Annotated in this window: 25 protein-coding genes and 2 pseudogenes; 9 read left to right on the top strand and 18 right to left on the bottom strand. The window is 60.0% G+C overall.

Going from position 1 to position 19875, the window contains the following annotated elements:
• Positions 1-12 precede the first annotated feature (12 nt).
• Entirely contained in the window at positions 13-837 is an 825-nt protein-coding gene (locus VY732_RS08210) for an ion transporter (protein WP_038363916.1), read from the top strand.
• 104 nt (positions 838-941) lie between these two features.
• Complete coding sequence (locus tag VY732_RS08205; RefSeq protein WP_016771033.1) at positions 942-1940, top strand: sulfate ABC transporter substrate-binding protein; 999 nt, start codon at positions 942-944, stop codon at positions 1938-1940.
• Between the two features lie 238 nt (positions 1941-2178).
• On the opposite strand, the gene VY732_RS08200 is transcribed toward VY732_RS08205, so the two are convergent.
• Positions 2179-2790, bottom strand: a complete 612-nt coding sequence (locus VY732_RS08200) for a DUF5666 domain-containing protein (protein ID WP_077571692.1) — start codon at positions 2788-2790, stop codon at positions 2179-2181.
• 243 nt (positions 2791-3033) lie between these two features.
• Here VY732_RS08200 and VY732_RS08195 point away from each other — a divergent pair, with 243 nt between their 5' ends.
• A complete protein-coding gene (locus tag VY732_RS08195; RefSeq protein WP_212622684.1) occupies positions 3034-4221 on the top strand; it encodes an MFS transporter in 1188 nt (395 codons plus the stop codon).
• 69 nt (positions 4222-4290) lie between these two features.
• Here VY732_RS08195 and VY732_RS08190 read toward each other — a convergent pair whose 3' ends face one another.
• Positions 4291-4695: a type II toxin-antitoxin system HicB family antitoxin gene (locus tag VY732_RS08190; RefSeq protein WP_077571690.1), complete on the bottom strand. Its 405-nt coding sequence runs from the start codon at positions 4693-4695 to the stop codon at positions 4291-4293.
• A complete protein-coding gene (locus tag VY732_RS08185) occupies positions 4695-4907 on the bottom strand; it encodes a type II toxin-antitoxin system HicA family toxin (protein WP_077571689.1) in 213 nt (70 codons plus the stop codon). The genes VY732_RS08190 and VY732_RS08185 overlap by 1 nt, the downstream gene beginning before the upstream one ends.
• A 170-nt stretch (positions 4908-5077) precedes the next feature.
• On the opposite strand from VY732_RS08185, the pseudogene VY732_RS29930 reads away from it, so the two are divergent.
• The 4 genes and pseudogenes from VY732_RS29930 to VY732_RS08165 form a co-directional block, all read left to right on the top strand.
• A pseudogene (locus VY732_RS29930) lies at positions 5078-5192 on the top strand (SDR family oxidoreductase); the annotation flags it as partial.
• A 26-nt stretch (positions 5193-5218) separates the two neighbouring features.
• Positions 5219-5332, top strand: a pseudogene (locus VY732_RS08175) (LysR family transcriptional regulator); the annotation flags it as partial.
• 83 nt (positions 5333-5415) lie between these two features.
• Positions 5416-5883 (top strand): helix-turn-helix domain-containing protein, encoded by a 468-nt coding sequence (locus VY732_RS08170; protein WP_077571688.1) that lies wholly within the window; start codon positions 5416-5418, stop codon positions 5881-5883.
• An 81-nt stretch (positions 5884-5964) separates the two neighbouring features.
• A complete protein-coding gene (locus tag VY732_RS08165; RefSeq protein WP_331695157.1) occupies positions 5965-6468 on the top strand; it encodes a PIN domain-containing protein in 504 nt (167 codons plus the stop codon).
• A gap of 57 nt (positions 6469-6525) precedes the next feature.
• Here the strand turns inward: VY732_RS08165 and VY732_RS08160 are convergent, their stop codons facing one another.
• The 10 genes from VY732_RS08160 to ccmA form a co-directional block, all read right to left on the bottom strand.
• On the bottom strand, positions 6526-6930 hold the full coding sequence (locus VY732_RS08160) for a hypothetical protein (protein WP_331695156.1): 405 nt from the start codon (positions 6928-6930) through the stop codon (positions 6526-6528).
• Positions 6931-6955: 25 nt separating this feature from the next.
• Positions 6956-8158 (bottom strand): c-type cytochrome biogenesis protein CcmI, encoded by a 1203-nt coding sequence (gene ccmI / locus VY732_RS08155; protein ID WP_116033274.1) that lies wholly within the window; start codon positions 8156-8158, stop codon positions 6956-6958.
• Positions 8155-8625: a cytochrome c-type biogenesis protein gene (locus VY732_RS08150; RefSeq protein ID WP_331695155.1), complete on the bottom strand. Its 471-nt coding sequence runs from the start codon at positions 8623-8625 to the stop codon at positions 8155-8157. The genes ccmI and VY732_RS08150 overlap by 4 nt, the downstream gene beginning before the upstream one ends.
• Entirely contained in the window at positions 8622-9158 is a 537-nt protein-coding gene (locus tag VY732_RS08145; RefSeq protein WP_007919961.1) for a DsbE family thiol:disulfide interchange protein, read from the bottom strand. The genes VY732_RS08150 and VY732_RS08145 overlap by 4 nt, the downstream gene beginning before the upstream one ends.
• The gene (locus VY732_RS08140) at positions 9155-11143 is read right to left on the bottom strand and encodes a heme lyase CcmF/NrfE family subunit (RefSeq protein ID WP_331695154.1); all 1989 of its coding nucleotides are present in this window, start codon (positions 11141-11143) and stop codon (positions 9155-9157) included. The genes VY732_RS08145 and VY732_RS08140 overlap by 4 nt, the downstream gene beginning before the upstream one ends.
• Before the next feature lie 3 nt (positions 11144-11146).
• Complete coding sequence (gene ccmE, locus VY732_RS08135; protein WP_034151526.1) at positions 11147-11602, bottom strand: cytochrome c maturation protein CcmE; 456 nt, start codon at positions 11600-11602, stop codon at positions 11147-11149.
• A complete protein-coding gene (gene ccmD / locus VY732_RS08130; protein WP_003222944.1) occupies positions 11599-11775 on the bottom strand; it encodes a heme exporter protein CcmD in 177 nt (58 codons plus the stop codon). Before ccmD ends, ccmE begins: the two co-directional genes overlap by 4 nt.
• Positions 11772-12527 (bottom strand): heme ABC transporter permease, encoded by a 756-nt coding sequence (locus tag VY732_RS08125; protein WP_016987487.1) that lies wholly within the window; start codon positions 12525-12527, stop codon positions 11772-11774. Before VY732_RS08125 ends, ccmD begins: the two co-directional genes overlap by 4 nt.
• Before the next feature lie 78 nt (positions 12528-12605).
• Positions 12606-13274, bottom strand: a complete 669-nt coding sequence (gene ccmB, locus VY732_RS08120; RefSeq protein ID WP_007919970.1) for a heme exporter protein CcmB — start codon at positions 13272-13274, stop codon at positions 12606-12608.
• Positions 13271-13906, bottom strand: a complete 636-nt coding sequence (ccmA, locus tag VY732_RS08115; RefSeq protein ID WP_016987486.1) for a cytochrome c biogenesis heme-transporting ATPase CcmA — start codon at positions 13904-13906, stop codon at positions 13271-13273. The genes ccmB and ccmA overlap by 4 nt, the downstream gene beginning before the upstream one ends.
• 197 nt (positions 13907-14103) lie before the next feature.
• Between ccmA and fliK the strand changes: the two genes are divergently transcribed.
• Both fliK and VY732_RS08105 read left to right on the top strand, forming a co-directional pair.
• Positions 14104-15678 (top strand): flagellar hook-length control protein FliK, encoded by a 1575-nt coding sequence (gene fliK / locus VY732_RS08110; RefSeq protein ID WP_137219126.1) that lies wholly within the window; start codon positions 14104-14106, stop codon positions 15676-15678.
• Entirely contained in the window at positions 15675-16004 is a 330-nt protein-coding gene (locus tag VY732_RS08105; RefSeq protein ID WP_016987484.1) for an EscU/YscU/HrcU family type III secretion system export apparatus switch protein, read from the top strand. Before fliK ends, VY732_RS08105 begins: the two co-directional genes overlap by 4 nt.
• A 105-nt stretch (positions 16005-16109) precedes the next feature.
• Here the strand turns inward: VY732_RS08105 and VY732_RS08100 are convergent, their stop codons facing one another.
• The 5 genes from VY732_RS08100 to motD form a co-directional block, all read right to left on the bottom strand.
• Entirely contained in the window at positions 16110-16502 is a 393-nt protein-coding gene (locus VY732_RS08100; protein WP_102900473.1) for a DUF2802 domain-containing protein, read from the bottom strand.
• On the bottom strand, positions 16503-16988 hold the full coding sequence (locus tag VY732_RS08095; protein WP_007919980.1) for a chemotaxis protein CheW: 486 nt from the start codon (positions 16986-16988) through the stop codon (positions 16503-16505).
• Between the two features lie 90 nt (positions 16989-17078).
• A complete protein-coding gene (locus VY732_RS08090; protein WP_331695153.1) occupies positions 17079-18044 on the bottom strand; it encodes a CheW domain-containing protein in 966 nt (321 codons plus the stop codon).
• Positions 18045-18149: 105 nt separating this feature from the next.
• Positions 18150-18938: a ParA family protein gene (locus VY732_RS08085; RefSeq protein WP_008077691.1), complete on the bottom strand. Its 789-nt coding sequence runs from the start codon at positions 18936-18938 to the stop codon at positions 18150-18152.
• Positions 18939-18981: 43 nt separating this feature from the next.
• Positions 18982-19872 carry a flagellar motor protein MotD gene (gene motD / locus VY732_RS08080; protein WP_034151519.1) on the bottom strand — a complete coding sequence of 297 codons (891 nt, stop codon included), beginning with the start codon at positions 19870-19872 and terminating at the stop codon, positions 18982-18984.
• Between the last annotated feature and the right edge of the window lie 3 nt (positions 19873-19875).

Raw genomic sequence — 19875 nt, 5'->3', positions numbered from 1 at the left:
CAGGCGTTATCCATGGACAGCAGCAACAGTTGGCGCGAACGGCTTTACGTGATGATTTTCCAGAGCGACACCCGCGCCGGGCGTCGCTTCGACGGCATCCTGCTGTTGATCATCCTCGCCAGTCTGGTGATCGTGATGCTCGACAGCATCGACAGCATTCACCAGAACTACGCGAACGTGCTGGCCTACATCGAGTGGGGCTTCACGATCATCTTTCTCGGTGAGTACATCCTGCGCCTGTACTGTTCGCCCAAGCCGTTGCGCTATGCCTTCAGCTTTTACGGGCTGGTGGATTTGCTGGCGATCGTGCCCGGCATCCTCGCCCTGTATTACAGCGATGCGCAGTACCTGCTGATCATCCGGATCATCCGCATGCTGCGGATCTTCCGGGTGCTCAAGCTCAGCCCGTACCTCAAGCAAGCCAACTATTTGATGTCGGCGCTGCGTGGCAGCAAGCAGAAAATCGTCGTGTTTCTGGTCAGCGTCTGCACCCTGGTAACGGTGTTCGGCACCTTGATGTACGTGATCGAAGGCCCGGAACACGGCTTCACCAGCATTCCCAAAGGCATCTATTGGGCTATCGTCACGTTGACCACCGTGGGCTTCGGCGACATCGTGCCGAAGACCCCGCTGGGCCAGGTGATTTCGTCGCTGGTGATGATCACCGGTTACTCGATCATCGCCGTGCCGACCGGGATTTTCACCGCCGAGCTGGCCAACGCCATGCGCGGCGAACAGCTGCAACACGACTGCCCGGTGTGCAAGAAAAACAGCCATGAACACGGCGCCGCGTTTTGCTCGCGATGCGGCAATGCACTGTTCAAGAAACTGGAATAAGCAAAGAGCTTTTTAATCTTTAAACGACTATGCGCGCCCCGTTATAGTCAGTGGCAATTGAACATCACCCCCTGCTCCTACACAGATAAAACAAGGAATGCGCAGTGAAAAAACTCTTTGGCGCCTCACTTCTCGCCGCCGGCCTGGCCTTGGCCAACATCGCTCAGGCAGCCCCGACGCTGCTTAACGTTTCCTACGACGTGATGCGCGATTTCTACAAGGACTACAACACTGCGTTCCAGAAACACTGGCAAGCGGAGCACAACGAAAACATCACCGTGCAGATGTCCTTCGGTGGCTCTAGCAAGCAAGCGCGCTCGGTGATCGATGGCCTACCGGCTGACGTCATCACCATGAACATGGCCACCGACATCAACGCCCTCGCCGACAACGGCAAACTGGTCCCGGACAACTGGGTTACGCGTCTGCCGAACAACAGCGCGCCATTCACCTCGGCCACCGTATTCATCGTGCGCAAAGGCAACCCGAAAGCCCTGAAAGACTGGCCGGACCTGCTCAAGGACGGCGTGCAAGTGATCGTGCCAAACCCGAAAACCTCGGGTAATGGCCGCTACACCTACCTGTCGGCGTGGGGTTATGTGCTGAAGAATGGTGGCGACGAAAACAAGGCCAAGGACTTCGTTGGCAAACTGTTCAAGCAAGCGCCGGTGCTCGATACCGGTGGCCGAGCAGCGACCACCACGTTCATGACCAACCAGATCGGCGACGTGCTGGTGACCTTCGAAAACGAAGCGGAAATGATTGCTCGCGAGTTTGGTCGTGATCAGTTTGAAGTGATCTACCCGAGTGTGTCCGCTGAAGCCGAGCCACCGGTGTCCGTGGTCGATAAAGTCGTCGACAAGAAAGGTTCGCGTGCGGCGGCTGATGAATATCTGAAGTACCTGTGGTCGCCGGAAGGTCAGGAGATTGCGGCGGCGAACTACCTGCGTCCGCGTGATCCGGCGGTGCTGGCGAAGTACACCGATCGCTTCCCGAAAGTTGATTTCTTGTCGGTTGAGAAGACCTTTGGTGACTGGCGTACGGTGCAGAAGACTCACTTTAATGATGGTGGGGTTTTCGATCAGATTTATAGCGGGCAGTAAGGTTTAAGCAGGTATGAAAGGGCGACCCACCAAGGTCGCCTTTTTTTGTGGCCGCTTTACCCACCCCAGCCCTCTCCCAGAGGGAGAGGGGGCCGACCGAGGTGTCTCGGGTCAAACATCGACCTGAAAGATTGCATCGATTATGGATTCACTAAAGCACGTTCAAGTCAGCGTACCTCTGAAGCATCCCCCAATCAGTCCCCTCTCCCTCCGGGAGAGGGCTAGGGTGAGGGTGCTTTTACATCGGCGGAGTGACGCCATCCTTCCCCGCAGAAATCGATTGCGCCGTCAGCGTGCCATCCGCACTCTGCGTGACGAACGTAACGATCTTCACCCCAACCTTCAGCAAGCTCCGATCCCCCGGCACCAAATTCACAATCGGCACATCCTCCGGCACCAGTATCTTCTGCTGCCCACCCTTGTAGTTCACCGTCAGCACCCGCCCGTTGCTCACCACCAGATCGCCGACGCTGCCATTGGTCATGCTGCTGCCCTTGGCCAGATCGAACGGCCGATGCCCGTCGCCGCTACCCGCCAGCTCCGGCGGAAACACATGCACTTCCAGCGCCTTGAGCGTGCCATCCTCCTGCGGTATCGCCGCCGAACCGATGTAGCTGCCGGGTTTGATGTCTTCGATATTGGCGAGGGTGACGGCGCGTACCTTGGTGTCACCGGTCAACTGAATCACCACGTTCTCGCCGCTGTTGACGTGGACTTTCAAGGTCTCGGCGCTGACCGCGGTGATCTCGCCGCGCACGCCGAGGCGCATCCCCGGTGCGTCGGCGGCCTGCACGCTCATCGCGCCGAGCAGGCTAGTCAGGACAATCGTTGCGATAAGACGAAGCTTCATTGCAATCCTCCGGTCATGAATGTTGAACAAGCCAATACAAACATAAGCACGCTATCGAACAGGATGTAAGTGAATGTATCATCGACCCCCAACGGTCGGACGCAAGGTCTGCCGATGGATGACAAACCGATACCACCCGGTCATTCCGCAACGGAATAACTGATATCAACCGAAGGTGCCTTCTGCCCATCGGGTTTGTCCCATAGCCTCACCGCATTCCCTTTCGCTGGATCGAGAAACCTTATGACCACAACCACTCACGCAATGACCCGAGGCATGGTGCTGCTGTTCGCCTTCTGCTGCGGCGCCATCGTTGCCAACATCTACTACGCACAGCCGATCATCGGCCTGATCGCGCCGGACATCGGCCTGAGCGACACCATGGCCAGCTTCATCGTCTCGCTGACGCAGATCGGTTATGCGCTGGGCCTGTTCTTCCTCGTGCCGCTGGGCGATCTGCTGGAAAACCGTCGGTTGATGATCATCACCACCGTGGTGGCGATCGCCAGCCTGTTGGCGGCGGCGTTTACCGATCAGCCGAATGTGTTTCTGCTGATCTCGTTGCTGGTCGGTTTTAGCTCGGTGTCGGTACAGATCCTGATTCCACTGGCGGCGCATCTGGCACCGGAAGAGTCTCGCGGTCGTGTCGTCGGCGGGATCATGGGTGGTTTGCTGCTGGGTATTCTGTTGGCGCGGCCGGTGTCGAGCGTGGTCGCTGACCATCTCGGCTGGCGGGCGATGTTCATGATTGCTGCCGCGTTGATGGCGGCGATCAGCGTGGTACTGGCGCTGACCGTGCCCAAGCGCCAACCGGATCACAGCGCCACCTACGGCCAACTGATCGGTTCGCTGTGGACGCTGTTGCGCCAGCAACCGGTACTGCGCCAACGGGCGTTTTATCAGGGCTGCATGTTCGCCACGTTCAGCCTGTTCTGGACCGCGGTGCCGCTGGAACTGGCGCGCAACCATGGTCTGTCGCAAAGCGAGATCGCCATCTTCGCCCTGGTCGGCGCCATCGGCGCCATTGCCGCGCCGATCAGCGGACGCCTGGCCGACGCCGGCCACACCCGCATCGCTTCGCTGCTGGCCATGGTCTTCGCCAGCCTGAGCTTCCTGCCCGCCTTCATCCACCCGGCCTACAGCGTCATCGGCTTGGCCGTGACCGGCGTGGTATTGGACTTCTGCGTGCAGATGAACATGGTCCTGGGCCAACGCGCGGTGTATTCGCTGGACGCGAAAAGCCGTGGCCGTTTGAACGCGCTGTACATGACCAGCATCTTTATCGGCGGCGCCTTCGGCTCATCGGTGGCCAGTGCGGTGTATGAGCATGGCGGCTGGTTGTGGATCGTGATTGTGGGGAGTGTGTTTCCGCTGTTGGCGTTGTTGCGGTTTTTGAGTGCTTCCCAGCGTGGTTCATTGGCGACGGCATAAGGCGCCAAAAGCTTCGCGAGCAGGCTCGCTCCCACAGGTTATTCACTGAGCCTGGGGGAGCGAGGAAGCTTAATAACGAACCAGTTTCTCCATGGCCGCATCCGCCAGAAAGGAGGAGCGACTTTTAACGTTGTGTTCGCGCACATAACGATCGATTCGCTGAATCACATAACCGGGCAGCGTTACGTTGACCTTTTCGGTTTTGCCGAGATAGGGCGAAATGTCCAGCTCAAGCATGCCCCAGCCCATCTCGGCAAAGTCCGGATTACTGCGATGAGCGGATGCCGAAGTCGGCATAGGAATCGACTCCCCGTCCGCCGCAATCTCCTGCAGCATGATGTGGGCGACTTCGACCGCCGCCTTGTAGGCATCTTCAAAGCTATCCCCTGCAGTAACGGCGCCGGGAATATCGGGGATCTGAATACCGATGGCGGTATTTTCGTCACCCCATTCGATGCAGATTGGATATTGCATTACGGATCTCCTTCATAACTGGCTGGCGGGTTGTACAACCCGGCACGCCTCCTGATGCTTTTGACCGTCCCCAACGGCAAATCCTTTTTCGGATGAGGAACGGGAATCGTGTAAGGGTTGTAACGGTGCCTGAAGATGTGATGACTGCCAGTGACCCGATCCAGCGTCCAGCCCGCCTCCTCCAACTCCTTGATCAATTGCCTGCTCTGCACCAACCGCCTCCTTGCCTGGGCCTCATAAAAATAACTCTAGAGTTACCTTTACTCAAGCACAGAAATTCTGGAAGCGACGCCCGGTTGTTTTACAGAGTGTGATTGATTGCATCGCAACCGGACCCAATCACACTCAGCGGCTCAGATCCAGAGCCCTGAACAATAGAAGACCAGAAGAGATTGCTATGGCAATGGCGGTTTCTACCTTCAGAACAGGGTGGCTTCATCACCGGGCAGACATTGTTCGTCGATGGCGGCGCCTCGGTCGGTAAAGCCTCGTTTTAATCAACAACACGACTCCCCTGTAGGGGTGGACGCTGCCGGATCAGGGTTTGTGGGCGGTGTTTCCGACGGGGCGGATGGCGAGTGCCAAGGCAAGGGCGATTGTTGAGTGTGTCCACGGGCTTCTAGTGAGCAACCATTGACGCGTAACGTTTCGTTTATTGCGATTTTCGTTTAATTCGAATAACGTCCCGACATTGTCTTTTCAGAAAGCTGGAAAACCATCATGTCGATTGTTATTCATCCGCCGGTCACCCTCCCCGTAGAGTGCGAGATCAAAGCCGCCATCGAGGGCCAGCGTGCCTTGGCCGCTTACCTCGCTACCCAATTCGAAACCCAGCACATACAGATCTTCGATGAGCAGAACGAAGCTCATCGTGTCGAGTTGCCAACGTCGGCCCTGCGCCTGCTTGCTGACATTCTTGCAGCGCTGGCAGAGGGCAACGCCGTTAAAGTCGTGCCAGTACACGCCGAACTGACCACCCAGGAAGCCGCTGATCTGCTCAATGTCTCACGCCCGCACATGATTAAACTGCTGGAGAGTGGCGAGATTTCCTACCACAAAACCGGCAAGCACCGACGTGTGCGCTTTGCCGATCTGATGGATTATAAGACCCGGCGTGACAGCGCCAGCGAGCAGGCAATGATGCTTCTCGCAGAGCAGGCACAAGCGTTAAGGACAGGTTACGAGTGAGGCATTCCTCTTTCACTGCTGCCTCGCCAATAAAGAGCCGATGCATGTGTTTTGTACCCAGCCCCATTGAGAGACTTTTTGATGTGGTTAGCCCTCTCAGGGCGATTTCGGGCACGATGGACCAAGGAGATTCACGGCGAATGGAAACGCAATCTTTTGAAAAACCGCACTGACCTGACAATCGAGCAATTGGACCGTACCTCGCAACTGATGGATCAGGCGATACCTGATGCGTGCGTCTACGACTATGAAGATTTGGTCAACGGATTGTCATTGCCCGATCTAGACGACCGTCATGTTCTGGCAGCCGCGATTCGTTGCAATGCTGGCGTGATCGTGACGTTTAATTTGAAGGATTTTCCCGACAAATACCTCGCCCCTTTCGGTATTGAGGCACAACACCCGGATGAGTTCGTCGAAAACCTGTTTCATCTGGATTCGGCAGCCGTTGTCGCGGCCGCACAGCGTCAGCGCAAACAGCTGAAAGCACCCACGCTGGACATTGAATCGTTTTTAAATCTGTTGCAGCGCCAAGGGCTGACGCAATCAGTTCAGGCACTCAGCGGGTATCGCGCCATGCTTTGAGTTCACTACGCGCAAACGACAGGCAACAAAACGGCGATCCAAAGATCGCCGTTTCATTCACTGCCCGAACTGCTTGCCCAACCCCGGGGGCACGCCGTGGATGTTGGTGTCTTCCCACGGGCCACTGGGGCTGACGGCGCGGCTCCAGCCGTTGTTCCAGCGGTAGTAGGTGCGCTGGCGGTAGAAGGTGTTGGGCTGGTCGTCGAGGACGTAGACGCCGAGTTTCTGGTCCCAGTGGCTGTTGCCGCCCGGTGGCGGTGCGAAGCTGGCCGAGGTGCGCGGAACTGGTTTGGCTGGTTTCGCCGGGATGCTTTTTCCCGGTGTTGGTGAGGTCGATGGGGTCGGGCTTGGTTGCGACGGCGGAATCGGCGGCAGGTTGGTGGTCGGTTCCGGTCGTTGCACCGCACATGCACTCAAGCCCAGGGCCAGTGTGAGGACTGTGATTCGGGCGATGGTGTGCATGGCGGTGCTTTCCTGTTGTGTCCGGCTATTGGTCCGGGCTGTCGATGGTCAGTTTTTGGAGCGCAGTGGTGCTGCTGGCCAGAGGGCCGCTGCGACCGACCCACTCACCAGCGGTCGGTTGACCTGCCCGTGAGATGCGCGCAACCAGTTGGACTTCAGGGAAGTTCGACAGTTTCAACTGCGGCATCATTGCATCGGCATCGCCCAGTTCGACAGTCACTGGCAGATCGGCCACGGTCAGGCGCTTGGCTGCCAGCGGTGCCGGTGGGCCGGAGGTGGCGCGAGCGAAGATGAACACGCTGTCGCCCGGTTGCACTTTGCTTCTGAGTTCGCTGGCCAGATCGACGCTGACTTTCAACAGCGCGGCTTTCGCGGCTACCGGTGCCTGAGCGACTTTGCCGCCGCTGGCTTCCAGGCGTTCGGCGGCACGCTTGATCCCGCCTTGCAGTGCGGCGCGGGAGTTGTCCTCCGGCGGTAGTTGAGCGAGCAGACGGTTCCAGTAATCGATGGCTTCTTGATAACGCTCGCCTTCAAACGCAGCGATGCCGAGCAGACCGAGGCTGGTGACTTCTTTCGGATCCGCCTTCAGTGCTTCGTCGGTCAGCGTCTGAATCTTCGCCGACCACTTTTTGCCATCCGCAAAATACTGCGCCTGGGCCCACTGGCCGAGCAGTTCCGGCTGGCGACCGGCCAGATTGGCGGCGCGTTCGAACATCTTCGCCGCGTCCGCCGGACGCTCTTGCGCCATGTAGGTACGGCCGAGGAAATACAGGCCTTCGGCAGAATCCGGTTGCGCCGCGACGGCGCGTTCCAGACGCTGGGTCATTTCTTCCATCGACTGCGGCGCCTGGGCGAATTCGCGGGTCAGCTCGACCTTGTCGGCAGCACCGAAGTGCATATAGAGGCCCAGACCCAACACAGGCACCAACACCGCCGCCAGCAACGGCAACGGTTTACCCAGTTTCGAGATACGCGGTGCGGCAACCCCTTCGGTATCGGCCAGCAACTCACGCGCTGCCTCGGCACGACCGCTGTCCATTTGTGCAGCGTCGAGCACGCCTTCAGCCTGTTGCGCTTGCAACTCGGCGACACGCTCCTGATACAGCGCAACGTTCAGGGCAGTACGATCCTCTTCACGCTGGGCGCGACGTTCACGCAAAACCGGGATCAGCAGAAAACTCAGGGCGACCAGAAGCAACAGCCCTGCGGCAAGCCAGAAATCAATCATTCTTGGTTTTTATCCAACAGTTGGTCGAGGCGCTGACGTTCTTCAACGGACAGCGCTTGCGGAGTCTCGGCGCGCTGGCCGCGACGACGGCGGACGATCACCGCGATCACCACAACACCACCGAGCAACAGACCGGCCGGGCCGAACCACAGCAACGCCGTTTTGGCATTGAGCGCCGGTTTGTAGCGGACGAAATCACCGTAGCGATCGACCATGAAGTCGATGATCTGCTGGTTGTCCTTACCCTCACCGAGCATGCGGAAAATCTCTTTGCGCAGGTCAGCAGCAATCGGCGCGTTGGAGTCGGCGATGTCCTGGTTCTGGCACTTGGGGCAGCGCAGTTCCTTGGTCAGTTCGCGGAAACGCTCACGGTCGCCTTCTTTGGCGAACTCGTAGGTGTCGATGGCGGCATGGGCCACACCGACCAGACTCAAGCCCAACACCACAGCGGCTAAAAAACGCTTCATGGCTTGGCCTCATCGACCAGCGCCTGATACTTGGCAGCGAGTTTTTCGCGCCAGACCTGCTCGTCGATCACGCCGACATACTTGTCGCGGATGATGCCCTTGGCGTCGATGAAGAAGGTTTCCGGCGCGCCGTAAACCCCGAGGTTGAGGCCCAGCGAGCCTTCGTCGTCACGAATATCCAGCGCATACGGATTGTGGAATTCGGCCAGCCATTTCAAGGCATCGGCGTTGGTGTCCTTGTAGTTGATGCCGTAGATCACCACACCGCGCTCGGCGAGTTTGTTCAGCACCGGATGCTCGACCCGGCAGGAAATGCACCAGGTGCCCCAGACGTTGACCAGCGCCGGTTTGCCGAGAATGTCAGCCTTGGTCAGGCTCTTGTCGCCCTGCACGTTTGGCAGGGAAAACTCCGGGAACGGCTTGTTGATCATCGCCGACGGCAACTCCGCCGGATCGAGGTACAGACCGCGATAAAGAAACACCGCCACCAGCAGGAAAATCGCCAGTGGCACCAGCATCAACCAACGTCTCATGCAGCCGCTCCCGTCATGCCCAGTGCTTCACGCACCTTGGCTTTCACCTTGACCCGATAACGTCGATCCAGCGCCGCCAGCAATCCACCAAAACCAGTGAGCAAGCCGCCGAACCAGATCCAGCGCACGAACGGTTTGACGTGCACGCGCACCGCCCACGCGCCGTTGTCCAGCGGTTCACCGAGGGCAACGTAGAGGTCACGGGTGAAACCGGCGTCGATGCCGGCTTCAGTCATCATCGAGCTTTGCACGGTGTACAGACGTTTTTCCGGGTGCAGCACGCTGATTTCCTTGCCGTCGCGGATCACCCGAATGGTGCCTTTGTCGGAGGTGAAGTTCGGCCCTTCGAAGTGCTTGGCGCCTTCGAAGACGAAGTGATAACCGGCCAGGTCCATCGACTCGCCGGGCGCCAGACGCAGGTCGCGTTCGGCACTGTTCTGGCTCGACAACACCACGCCCAGCGCGCAAACAGCGATGCCGAGGTGGGCGATCTGCATGCCCCAGTAGCTGCGGGTCAGCGTCGGCAGGCCTTTGATCAGGCCTTTGTGGCGAGTCTTGTCGACGATGTCTCGGACACCGGCGAGCAACACCCACGCCGCGAGCAAGAAAGTCGCGATCACTGCCCAGTTGAAATCGCCGTAAGCGACACCGGCCACCACCGCCAGCGCAACGCTGCCGAGCAGCACTGGCGTGAGCATGCCGGCCAGCCATTTCACCGGGGTGTCCTTCCAGCGCACGATCACGCCGACCGCCATGACCAACATCAGCAACGCCATCAACGGAATGAACAGCGCATTGAAGTACGGCGGGCCAACCGACATCTTCGCGCCACTGAGGGCATCAAGAATCAGTGGGTACAGCGTGCCGAGCAGAATCATCGACGCCGCCACCACCAGCACCAGGTTGTTGCCCAGCAGCAGGGTTTCCCGCGACCACAGGTTGAAGCCGACCTGACTCTTGACCACCGGCGCGCGCAGGGCGAACAGCGTCAGTGAACCGCCAACCACGAACAGCAGGAAGATCAGGATGAACACGCCGCGCTCAGGGTCCGAGGCAAACGCGTGCACCGAGGTCAGCACGCCGGAACGCACCAGGAAAGTACCGAGCAAACTCAACGAAAACGCGGCAATCGCTAGCAACACCGTCCAGCTCTTGAACACGCCACGTTTTTCCGTGACCGCCAGCGAGTGAATCAGCGCGGTGCCGACCAGCCAAGGCATGAAGGAAGCGTTTTCCACCGGGTCCCAGAACCACCAGCCGCCCCAGCCGAGCTCGTAATAAGCCCACCACGAACCGAGGGTGATGCCGATGCCGAGGAAGGCCCAGGCGACGATGGTCCACGGACGCGACCAGCGTGCCCACGCGGCATCAAGGCGACCGCCCATCAACGCGGCGATGGCGAAGGCGAACGCCACCGAAAAGCCGACGTAACCCATGTACAACATCGGCGGGTGAACGATCAGGCCGATGTCTTGCAACAGTGGATTGAGGTCAGCGCCATTGCTCGGCATTTGCGGCAGGATGCGTTTGAACGGGTTGGACGTGAGGATCAGGAACAGCAGGAAACCGGTGCTGATCATGCCCATCACCGCCAGCACGCGGGCGAGCATCACCTGCGGCAACTGCCGGGAAAACACCGACACCGCGAAGGTCCAGCCACCGAGAATAAGTGCCCACAGCAGCAACGAACCTTCGTGGGCACCCCACACGGCGCTGAATTTGTAATACCACGGCAACGCGGTGTTGGAGTTGTTGGCGACATAAGCGACGGAGAAGTCATCGGTCATGAACGCGTAGGTCAAAATGCCGAACGCAAACAGTAGAAAAGCAAACTGCCCCCACGCCGCTGGCTGGGCCAAACTCATCCAGAAACGGTCGCCGCGCCAGGCACCGACCAATGGCACCACGGCCTGCACCAGCGCGAAACACAACGCCAGAATCATTGCCAGATGGCCTAGCTCGGGAATAAAAATCGCCGACGTCATCGATCAACCCTCCTTCGCAGGTGTTGGTGCGGATTGACCACTGTCTTTCAAGGCTTTGGTCACTTCCGGCGGCATGTACTTCTCGTCGTGCTTGGCCAGCACTTCATCGGCCACCACCACGCCGTCGGCATTGAGCTTGCCGAGGGCGACGATGCCCTGCCCTTCGCGGAACAGATCCGGGAGGATGCCGCGATAGGCGATGGTCACGGATTTGTTGAAGTCGGTGACGACGAATTTGACGTCGAGGGAATCCGGCGAGCGTTGCAGCGAACCCTTCTCGACCATGCCGCCGGCGCGGATGCGCGTGTCTTGCGGGGCTTCGCCATTGGCGATCTGGGTCGGGGTGTAGAACAGATTGATGTTCTGCTGCAGGGCGCTGAGGGCCAGGCCGACGGCAGCGCCGACCCCGACCAGAATGGCCAGAATGATGATCAGACGTTTCTTGCGCAGCGGATTCACTTGCCGTTCTCCCGGCGCAGACGACGCGCCTCTTGTTGCAGATAGCGCTTGCGGGCCGCGATCGGCGCCACCACGTTGAGGATCAGCACCGCCAGACAGATGCCGTAGGCCGACCAGACATACAGGCCATGATGGCCCATGGCGAGGAAGTCGCCGAATGAAGCAAAACTCATCGAGCGGCCTCCAGACTGTGCTGCACTTCTTCTTTCACCCAACTGGCGCGGGCTTCGCGCTTGAGCACTTCAAGGCGCATGCGCAGCAACAGCACGGCGCCAAAGAAGCAGTAGAAACCCAGCACCGTCAGCAGCAGTGGCAGCCACATTTCCGCCGGCATCGCCGGTTTTTCCGTGAGGGTGAAGGTCGCGCCCTGGTGCAGGGTGTTCCACCACTCCACCGAGTATTTGATGATCGGAATGTTGATCACGCCGACGATGGCCAGTACGGCGCAGGCCTTGGCGGCGCTGTCGCGGTTGCTGATGGCATTGCCCAGCGCGATCACGCCGAAATACAGAAACAGCAGAATCAGCATCGAGGTCAGGCGCGCGTCCCAGACCCACCATGAGCCCCACGTCGGTTTGCCCCAGATCGCCCCGGTGACCAGCGCTACAGCGGTCATCCACGCGCCAATCGGAGCGGCGCATTGCAGGGCGACGTCGGCCAGTTTCATCTTCCACACCAGCCCGACCACACCGCACACCGCCAACATCACGTAGATCGACTGAGCGAGCATCGCGGCAGGTACGTGGATATAGATGATGCGAAAGCTGTTGCCTTGCTGATAATCCGGCGGCGCAAAGGCCAGGCCCCAAACGACACCGACACCAATCAGCAGCAACGCTGCGATGCTCAGCCACGGCAAAAACTTGCTGCTGATGCCGTAGAACCACTTGGGCGAGCCGAGCTTGTGAAACCAGGTCCAGTTCATACTGTTTCCATCACGGGTGCCGCTCATCGGTGTGAGCAGTCTCAGGGTCTTTGCTGGTTAAATTTTAACCAGACCTCATTATTCGCCGACGCTGATCTTCAGGCCAGCAGCTATTGCAAACGGTGTCAGGGTGATCGCCAGGGCGGTCAGGCTACCCAGCCACAGCAGATACCCGGTCGCCGGCATGCCTTGCAAGGCAGCCTGCAAGGCGCCACTGCCGAGGATCAATACCGGGATGTACAACGGCAGAATCAGCAGCGCCAGCAACAGGCCGCCACGCTTCAAACCGACCGTCAGTGCCGCGCCCACCGCGCCGAGCAAGCTCAGCACCGGTGTTCCCAGCAGCAACGAAAGCAGCAAAACCGGCAGACAGGCGGCAGGCAAACCGAGCATCAACGCCAGCAGCGGTGAGAGCAGAACCAGTGCCAGACCGGAGAAAAGCCAGTGTGCCAGTACCTTGGCCAAGACCAGAAGTGGCAGCGGGTGCGACGAAAGGACCCACTGTTCCAGCGAGCCATCTTCGAAATCACTGCGGAACAGCCCGTCCAGCGAGAGCAGGACCGACAACAGCGCCGCCACCCAGACTAACCCGGGGGACAGGTTTTGCAACACTTGAGTTTCCGGGCCGACGGCCAGCGGGAATAAAGCGATGACGATGGCGAAGAAAATCAGCGGATTGGCCAGCTCCGCCGGGCGGCGAAACAGCAGTCGGGATTCACGGGCAACCAGCAGGCCGAACACACTCATACTGCCCAGTTCCCCAGATCGATATCGCGATAACCGGCCGGCATCCGGCTCAGCGTGTGGTGCGTGGTCAACACCACCAGACCGCCGCGTTCGCAGTGCCCGGCCAGGTGTTCTTCGAGCTGCGCTACGCCCTGCTTGTCCAGCGCGGTAAACGGCTCATCGAGAATCCACAACGGCGGGCTGTCCAGATACAACCGCGCCAGCGCCACGCGGCGTTGCTGACCGGCGGACAGACTATGGCAGGGAACATCTTCGAATCCGCGCAATCCTACAGCTGCCAGCGCTTGCCAGATGGCCTCGCGTTCGGCGGGATGATGCAAGGCGCAGAGCCAGGAGAGGTTTTCTTCCGGGGTCAGCAAATCCTTGATCCCGGCGGCGTGGCCGATCCACAGCAGGTTGCGTGCGAGTTCGCTGCGCTGTTCGGTCAGCGGCTGGCCATTGAGCAGGACTTGCCCGGCGGTCGGCTGCATCAACCCGGACAGCAGGCGTAACAGACTGGTTTTACCGCTGCCGTTGGGGCCGCTGATCTGCACCATATCGCCACTGGCCAGTCTCAATTCGAGATTTTCGAAGAGCAGCCGCAGATCACGTTCACACGCGAGGGCAACGGTTTGCAGGACAGGACTGGTCAAGGGATCACGGGCCTTATACGGTTCAAGTCGGCTCTGGCGCGGCCGTTAAAGAGATGCAGCATAGATGCATTGCCGGCTCGATCTAGAGAGCTGGGTCAAACAATTGCTATGTTTTTTGAACGAAGCGCAAGACGGGCGGCATTATACATGCCGTGCCTTACTCTCAAGAGTGCATTTTCCTCAGGTTGTGTCCGCGTATGACAGGCGAAATGAACATCCTCCCGCTCCCGCCCACCACCCCGGCGACCGTTCGCCCGCAGGTCGGTGAGCTGCTCAAGCTGCTGACCCCGGTCGAAGGCCTGATCGGCGCCGGGCAAAGCGCCAAAGCCGAGGTGTTGTCGCTCAAACAAGCGGATCAGACTTTTCAGTTATTGCTCAAGGTGACCGTCGATGGCGGCCGCCAGACCACCGTGCAGGCGACCAGCAATCTGCCGCTGCCGCAAGGCACCAGTCTGGCGATCACCCAACCCTCGGCGGGCAACCTGGCGATTACCGTGCAGCAGGCCATCGCCAGCAGCGTCGCCGCCCTCACCCGCATCGACACCGCGCAATTGCCGGTCGGCACGCTGCTGCAAGGCAAGGTGCTGACCTCGCAGGCGCTGCCGCAGACGCCCGGGCAAGCGGCGGTATTCCGTTCGCTGGTCACTCTGCTCAACACCGCACAGAGCGGCAGCACACTGACCATCGACAGCCCGCAGCCACTACGCATCGGCACCCTGCTTTCGGCGCTGGTGGAAGACGCTCAAACCCTCAAGTTCCTGCCGATGAGCAGCCGCCAGGAACAACTCGCCGTGAGTCAGCAACTGGTTGGCCAGCAAAGTCGTCAGGCGTCCCTGACGGGGTTACTGAACGCGTTGCAAAATCTGCCGAGCGATAGCGATCAGACATCGCAGGATTTGCGCGCCGTGGTCGACAAACTGCTCGCCAGCCTGCCGGACGTGCAACAACTGAGCACCGCCAAGGGCGTGGCACTGGCGCTGGCCAACAGCGGCGCGTTCCTCGAAGCCAAACTGTTGACCGGCCAGAACCCGACGCTGGCTCCGGACATGAAAGCCGACCTGCTCAAGCTGATCGCGCAACTGACCCCGGGCCTGCCGAGCAGCACCAGTTTCAACGCGATCATCGCCGCCAACACCCTGGCGCAAGCGCTGCCGAGTTTCGTCCGCAACGCCCTAGGCATGCTCGGCCAGGTCAGCGCGAAACCGGTACCGAGCAGCTTCCCGCTGCCCGAGCGCTTGCTGCAAAGCCTGGACGGCGAAGGCGATCTGGAACAGTTGTTGCGCCTCGCCGCCGCTGCGGTATCGCGCCTGCAAAGCCATCAACTGTCGAGTCTTGAACAGACCGGCGTCACCGACGACGGCCGCCTGCTCAGCACTTGGCAACTGGAAATCCCCATGCGCAACCTGCAGGACATCGTGCCGTTGCAGGTCAAGTTCCAGCGTGAAGAGGCGCCGGAGCGAGAGCCGCAACCGAACGAACGTCGTGATGAGCGCGAGCCCAAACAGCAACTGTGGCGCGTCGATCTGGCATTCGACATGGAGCCGCTCGGGCCGATGCAGATTCAGGCGCAGTTGATCGCTGGCAGCCTGTCCAGCCAACTGTGGGCCGAACGGCCGTACACCGCAGACCTGATCGGCAACAACCTGTTCGCCCTGCGCCAGCGCCTGCTTGATCGCGGGCTCAACGTCGGCGACATCGACTGCCACCTCGGCACCCCGCCGCAGGGTAACCAAACCCGTCTCGAACACCGCTGGGTCGACGAAACCGCATGAACGATTCCACTGCCCCACGCCAGGCCATCGCGCTCAAATACGACGGCAACCACGCCCCGACCCTCACCGCCAAGGGTGATGACGAACTGGCCGAAGAAATCCTGCGCATCGCTCGCGATTGCGAAGTGCCGATCTACGAGAACGCCGAGTTGGTGCGGTTGCTGGCGAGAATGGAACTGGGCGACAGCATTCCCGAAGAGCTGTATCGCACCATCGCCGAGATCATCGCGTTTGCGTGGAATCTGAAGGGAAAATTCCCTGAGGGGCAGGACCCGAATGCGCCGATGGTCGAGAAGGACGTTACCGATCGCGGGGATGATTACTGAGACTTCGAAGACGCCTTCGCGAGCAGGCTCGCTCCCACATTAGACCGAGATCGAATGTGGGAGCGAGCCTGCTCGCGAATGGCTATTTCAGCGTGAGCGCAAAAATCAGTTCTTGTGAAGTTTGCGCATCAACTCCGCCTCAGCCTGGGTCAACCCGCAGGACTGAGTCAGTTCATCGACGCTGGCGCCCATCCCCACCAGTTTCGCCGCTTGGGCGAATGACAGGCTCGACGGGTCGCGCTGTTCCAGCTGAACGATTTTGTCCGGCAACGGACTGACTACCGCGCGCAGCTCGTGCAGGGCTTCGCCCATGCGCACGTTGCCGTTCTGGTAATCGTCGACACGCTTGGCCAGGTCCTTGATGCGCTGATCACGCAGCGCATCGCCCTGAGCCTGTTGCGCAGCGATTACTCGCTGCGCCTTGATGTACGACACAAACATTGCCAGCGTGCCTGCCCAGAAGAGGAACAGGACAATGACCGCGACCTCGAGAATCAATCAGATATTCTCCAGGTCCGACCATTCTTCTTCGCTCATCATCTTGTCCAGCTCGACCAGGATCAGCAACTCGTTGTTCTTGTTGCACACGCCCTGGATGAACTTGGCCGACTCTTCGTTGCCGACGTTCGGCGCCGTCTCGATTTCCGACTGACGCAGGTAAACCACTTCGGCCACGCTGTCGACCATGATGCCGACGACTTGCTTGTCGGCTTCGATGATGACGATACGGGTGTTGTCGCTGATCTCGCCGCTGTTCAGGCCGAAGCGCTGACGGGTGTCGATCACGGTGACCACGTTACCGCGCAGGTTGATGATGCCCAGCACGTAGCTTGGCGCGCCCGGCACCGGAGCGATCTCGGTGTAGCGCAGCACTTCCTGAACGCGCATCACGTTGATGCCGTAGGTTTCGTTGTCCAGTTTGAAGGTTACCCATTGCAGGATCGGATCTTCAGAACCTTTTGCATTCGTCGCCTGACTACTCATACCCTGACCCCTCGAAAAAACCGCTCTGGGCGGTGTGTGTTCTGTGTGGCGGCATTCAACAATGCCGTCGCCTGATTGTTATGTCGGCTGCTATGTCGGTTTATGTAGCGGTTTGTGGCCGCCGAGGTGCTTTGCCCCACCGCTGGCGATCAACTCGGCCAGTGCGGAAACGTCAAGCAATGCACACATGTGCTCAATCACGGTGCCGGCGAGCCATGGCCGCTGACCCCGGTGACTTCTCCATTTGATTTCATTCGGGTCCAGACGCAACGAGCGGCTGACCTGATGCACCGCCAGCCCCCACTCGTAACCTTGTACCGAAATCACGTACTGCAAGCCCTGACGGAAGTCATCGCGATAGCGATCCGGCATGACCCAGCGCGCGGTGTCCAATACTTTCAGGTTGCCGGCCTGGCTCGGCAAGATCCCGAGGAACCATTCCGGCTGACCGAACAACGGCGTCAGCTCGTGGCCGGCCAGCGAATAGATCGAGCCGAGGCACACCAGCGGCACCGCCAGCGTCAGGCCAGCGACATCGAACAGCAGGCATTCGAAGGCTTCCGAGGCCCAGGCCGGGCGACCATCGGTTTCCACCGGTGGCGGCGTGTTGTTCGGCGGCAGATGCACTTCCACCAGCGGCGGCACCAGCGTCTGCTCGACGGGTGCGGGTGCAACTGGAGCCGGAGCTGGAGCCGGTTCGACCACGGCCGGTTCCGGCGCGGTTTTCAGCAATTGGGTTTGCAGCAGCGGTGCCAGTGTCGACACCGATGCGCGAACCGGCTCGGCTTCTTCGATCAATGCAACCGGTGCCTTGGCGACCGATGCGGCGGCAGGCGCAACAACCGGCGCAGCAGGCCTGGTCGCTTTCTGTGCGTCACGCGCCTGCTCTTCCAGTACCGCTGCCTGGAACTCGTCCAGCGCCTCGCTGCTTTCCACAACTTCAGGCTGCGCCTCGATGACCGGCGGCAGCTCCTCAGGAATTTCCTGCAGCAAATTATCCAGATAAGACTGCAGCGCCAATTGCGGACGCGATGTGAGCTTGACTGGGCGGTTCATCGGTCAACAGCGCCGGACAGGGAAACCGCGTCGCCTGCTTCGCGAGCAGGCTCGCTCCCACAGGATTTGTGCAAGTCAGGCAGGCGTGATCGGGACAGGTTCATCTCAAGCCACCTGCGGAACAAGTTGTTGCGCCAACAGGTGCTTGAGCAGCGCGCGATACGCCAGCACGCCACGGCTCTTGCCATCGAATTGCGAAGGCGTGACACCGGCTCGGCTGGCATCGCGCAGACGGGTATCGACCGGGATGTAGCCCTGCCAGATCTCGTCGGGAAATTTGTCACGCAGCACGCGCAAGGTATGCATCGATGCTTGTGTGCGGCGATCGAACAGGGTCGGCACGATGCTGAACGGCAGCGCCTGTTTGCGTGAGCGGTTGATCATCGCCAGGGTGTTGACCATGCGCTCCAGACCTTTGACGGCCAGGTGTTCGGTCTGCACCGGGATCACCAGTTGCTGGCTCGCCGCGAGGGCGTTGACCATCAGCACGCCGAGCAACGGCGGGCTGTCGATCACCGCGTAATCGAAGTCCTGCCACAGCTGCGCCAGACTCTTGGCGATCACCAGACCCAAGCCACTCTGCCCCGGCGACTGCCGCTCAAGGGTGGCCAGCGCGGTGCTCGATGGCAGCAGGGAAATGCGTTCGTCACTGGTCGACAACAGCAACTGCCCCGGCAGGCCTTGCGGCACGCTGCCCTTGTGCAGAAACAGGTCGTAGTTGCTGTGTTCCAGGCTGTCGGGATCGTAGCCGAAATAGCTGGTCATCGAGCCGTGCGGGTCGAGATCGACCACAACCACGCGCTTGCCCGCCTCGGCCAGCAATCCGGCTAAAGCGATGGAAGATGTGGTTTTACCGACACCACCCTTTTGATTGGCGACTGCCCAGACTCTCATTCAGTTCGTTCCTCCCGGCCGATATGCTCGACCGAGACATAGCTCAGCGTGTTAATGCGGGTGACGGAGAATTGACGGCACTCTCGCGTCCCGGCGTCTTGACCGGGGTCGGTGCAGTTTGTGTGCCAGCCCGCTTCAATGCAGCGTCCGGTTGCGCATTGGCGGTTCCGGTGCCCGTGAGGCTGCGACGTACATCGAGATTGCGCGACACCACCAGAACCACCCGGCGGTTTTTCCCGCGGCCTTCAGCGGTAGCGTTGTTGGCCACCGGTTGAAACTCGCCGTAACCCACCGATGCCAATCGGCCAGGGTTTACGCCCTGCATGGCCAGCATGCGCACGATGCTCGCCGAACGCGCCGATGACAGCTCCCAGTTGGTCGGGTACTGCGCGGTTCGGATCGGTTGATCGTCGGTGAAGCCTTCGACGTGAATCGGGTTGTCGAACGGTTTCAGAATCGCTGCAACCTTGTCGATGATGTTGAACGCAATGTCACTCGGCATGGCGTCGCCGCTACCGAACAACAGGCTGGAGTTGAGTTCGATCTCGACCCACAGCTCGTTGCCGCGCACAGTCATCTGGTTGGAACTGATCAGGTCACCGAACGCGGCGCTGATGTCATCGGCGATGCTTTTCAGCGGATCGCTGGCACCGGCGATACCGGCATCGATCTGCTCGGCGTCCTTGACCAGCGGCTTGGCCGGGGTCACGGTTTTCGGTCGCTCGTCGCCGATCGGGATCGGTTTGAGCGCGCGGTCGGAGTCCTTGAAGACGCCGACCAGCGCTTCGGAAATTTCCTTGTACTTGCCTTCGTTGATCGACGAAATCGAGTACATGACCACGAAGAACGCGAACAGCAACGTGATGAAGTCAGCGTAGGAAACCAGCCAGCGTTCGTGGTTTACATGCTCTTCCTGGTGGCGACGACGGGCCATGAG

Origin of the sequence: Pseudomonas sp. ZY71, assembly GCF_036542145.1 — a bacterium.
GTDB lineage: Bacteria > Pseudomonadota > Gammaproteobacteria > Pseudomonadales > Pseudomonadaceae > Aquipseudomonas > Aquipseudomonas koreensis_A.
This window is presented reverse-complemented; position numbering and strand designations above follow the sequence as displayed.